General features: G+C 68.8%; 3 protein-coding genes. All 3 read left to right on the top strand.

The features are described from left to right. The coding region (locus G3O00_RS41760; RefSeq protein WP_206146498.1) for an LLM class flavin-dependent oxidoreductase at positions 1 to 302 on the top strand (302 nt) is incomplete at its 5' end. 33 nt (positions 303 to 335) lie between these two features. Next, positions 336 to 1,175, top strand: coding sequence for a class II aldolase/adducin family protein (locus G3O00_RS41755; RefSeq protein WP_206146497.1), 840 nt, complete (start codon positions 336 to 338; stop codon positions 1,173 to 1,175). A 32-nt stretch (positions 1,176 to 1,207) separates the two neighbouring features. Continuing rightward, positions 1,208 to 2,242 (top strand): ABC transporter substrate-binding protein, encoded by a 1,035-nt coding sequence (locus G3O00_RS41750; protein WP_089453080.1) that lies wholly within the window; start codon positions 1,208 to 1,210, stop codon positions 2,240 to 2,242. Positions 2,243 to 2,418 lie beyond the last annotated feature (176 nt).

The raw sequence follows: 2,418 nt of genomic DNA, 5'->3' as shown, positions 1-2,418 counted from the left end.
GCCCGCAGCAGAGCGAAGGCGCGCGCCGCCTGCTCGCCGCGGCCGATCGCGGCTCGCGCGTCGACAAGCGGCTGTGGACCGAGATCGCGAAGCTCACCGGCGCCCGCTCGAATTCGACGGCGCTCGTCGGCACGCCCGAACAGGTCGCCGACGCACTGCTCGACTACTACGACCTCGGCGTGACGACGTTCCTGATCCGCGGCTTCGATCCGCTGGAGGATGCGATCGACTACGGCCGCGAACTGATTCCGCGCGTGCGCAGCGCCGTCGCCGCCCGCGACGCGGCACGCCGCGCGGCCTGAGCCCAACGGAGCCATACGGAGCCCTACGCCATCATGTCCGCCGTCCTTTCCTCGCCCGTCCGTACCGCATCGGGCCTCGCCCTCGCCGACGCACCACGCCAGCATTTCTGGTTCGATCCGCCGGCACCGCGCATCGACGTCGCCGCCGAGCGCCGTCACCGTCAGGAACGGCTCGCGGCCGCATTCCGCCTGTTCGCACGCTTCGGCTTCGCGCAGGGGCTCGCCGGCCACATCACCGCACGCGACCCCGAACTCCCCGACCACTTCTGGGTGAATCCGCTCGGCGTGCATTTCTCGCAGATCAAGGTGTCCGACCTGCTGCTCGTCAACGCACGCGGCGAAACCGCGATCGGCACGCGGCCGCTGAACAAGGCCGCGTTCGCGATCCATGCGGCGATTCACGAAGCGCATCCGCACATCGTCGCCGCCGCACATACGCATTCGACGTACGGCAAGGCGTGGTCGACGCTCGGCCGCCCGCTCGATCCGCTCACGCAGGACGCCTGCGTGTTCTATGAAGACCACGCATTGTTCGACGACTTCACGGGGATGGTCGTCGACACGAGCGAAGGCGCGCGGATCGCGGACGCGCTAGTAAAGCCGGACGGCACCACGCACAAGGGCGTGATCCTGAAAAACCACGGGATCCTGACCGCCGGCCCGACGGTCGAGGCCGCCGCATGGTGGTACATCGCGCTCGACAACGCCGCGCACACGCAGTTGCTGGCCGAGGCGGCCGGCACGCCGCAACCGATCGATCACGCGACCGCGCACCACACGCACGGCCAGATCGGCGGCCCCGAGGGTGCGCTGCATGCATTCGACAGCCTGTTCGCGCGCGTCGTCGCCGACGAACCCGACCTGCTCGACTGAGCGCCTTTCCGCACGACCGGAGACCAGACCACATGACCCGAACCACCGCACCCGCGCCCGCCGACGCGCATGACGACAAACGCCGCAAGCTGCTGCGCGCCGCCGGCGCCGTCGCGCTCGCCGCGCCCGCGATCACGCTGGGCCGCAAGGCCTGGTCCGCGCCGCCGCTGAAGAAGCTCACGTTCGCATGGAACCAGAACGCGTTCTGCCTGACGCCGATCGTCGTCGCGCAGGAACGCGGCTTCTTCGAAAAGAACGGCCTGAAGGTCGAGCTGATCAACTACAGCGGCTCGACCGACCAGTTGCTCGAATCGATTGCGACCGGCAAGGCCGATGCGGCGGTCGGGATGATCCACCGCTGGCTGAAGCCGCTCGAAGCCGGTTTCGACGTGAAGATCATCGGCAGCTCGCATGGCGGCTGCGTGCGGCTGCTCGGCGCGAAGGCGGCGGGCGTCACGACGCTGCAGGCGCTGAAGGGCAAGACGGTCGGCGTCAGCGATCTGGCTGCGCCCGGCAAGCATTTCTTCTCGATCCTGCTCGCGAAGAACGGGATCGATCCCGAGCGCGACATCACGTGGCGGCAGTATCCGGCCGACCTGCTCGGCGTGGCGGTCGACAAGGGCGAGATCCACGCGATCGCCGACGGCGACCCGAATCTCTATCTGCTCGAGAAGCGCAGCAACGGTGCGTACACCGAACTGGCGACGAACCTGTCCGGCGAATACGCGCGCAAGGTGTGCTGCGTGATCGGCGCGCGCGGCGACCTCGTGCGCAACGACCGGCCGTCGGCCGCCGCACTCGCGCGCTCGATCGTGCAGGCCACCGAGTTCACGCACGACAACCCGAACGAAGCCGCGAAGGTGTTCGCGAAGTATTCGCCGAAGATCAGCCCCGAGGATCTGCGCAAGCTCTACGCGACGCTCACCTACAACCACCACCCGACCAACGTCGACCTCCAGCAGGAAATCGCGTTCTACGCGGACGACTTCCGCCGCATCAGCGTGCTGAAGAAGAGCACCGACCCGCAGCGTTTCGCGCAGCAGGTCTATGCGAACGTGCTGGGGTGACGCGATGTCGACGATCGAACACGCTGCCCCTGCACGCACCGCGCCCGCCCCGTCAGGCGGCAATGCCGTCGCGTCCGCGTCCGCGTCGCGCGTCGCCTGCACGGCCTGCGAAGCCTCGCTGGCCGCCGAAGCCCGCCGCGCACGCACCTGGCCCACCGGCATCGCCGCCGCGCTCA

The sequence above is a fragment of the Burkholderia sp. Ac-20384 genome, from assembly GCF_017104605.1.
Classification (GTDB): domain Bacteria; phylum Pseudomonadota; class Gammaproteobacteria; order Burkholderiales; family Burkholderiaceae; genus Burkholderia; species Burkholderia lata.
This window is presented reverse-complemented; position numbering and strand designations above follow the sequence as displayed.

Excerpts from the sequence above, each read along its gene's own strand:
- G3O00_RS41755 (WP_206146497.1), top strand. The coding sequence starts at position 336 with ATGTCCGCCGTCCTTTCCTCGCCCGTCCGTACCGCATCGGGCCTCGCC.
- G3O00_RS41750 (WP_089453080.1), top strand. The coding sequence starts at position 1,208 with ATGACCCGAACCACCGCACCCGCGCCCGCCGACGCGCATGACGACAAA.